A 355-nucleotide genomic window follows, 5' to 3' on the forward strand; every position below is an offset into this window, starting at 1 on the left:
GCTGTCAACCTATGCGACTAGCGCAGCATTAGAGAAGGAGCGTGCGTATTGGGAGCAGGTGGAGCGAGCTGGTGCTGCACAAGAGGCATTGCCTAAGGATTACACTCGTAAGTCTCAGGCCAAACCACAGCTTCGCGATGATCGGACACTGACCGTAGCGTGGACGGTCGAAGAAACGGAACAATTCTTGAAACAAGCTCATCGGGCCTACAGTACAGAAGCAAACGACCTGCTGCTCACAGCTCTGGGTACAGCCGTTCAGGAGTGGGCAGGCATCGGTCAGGTGCTTGTGAATCTGGAGGGGCATGGACGGGAAGCCATTTTGCCGGATATGGATATTACGCGCACCGTCGGT

Annotated in this window: 1 protein-coding gene; it reads left to right on the forward strand. The window is 55.2% G+C overall.

Features of this window, described 5'->3' with window-relative positions; genetic code table 11:
* Positions 1-355 (forward strand): condensation domain-containing protein (locus HFD99_RS25040; RefSeq protein ID WP_238797319.1); only part of this gene is annotated, 355 nt, incomplete at both ends.

Origin of the sequence: Paenibacillus sp. EKM301P (assembly GCF_011800295.1) — a bacterium.
Lineage (GTDB): Bacteria > Bacillota > Bacilli > Paenibacillales > Paenibacillaceae > Paenibacillus > Paenibacillus polymyxa.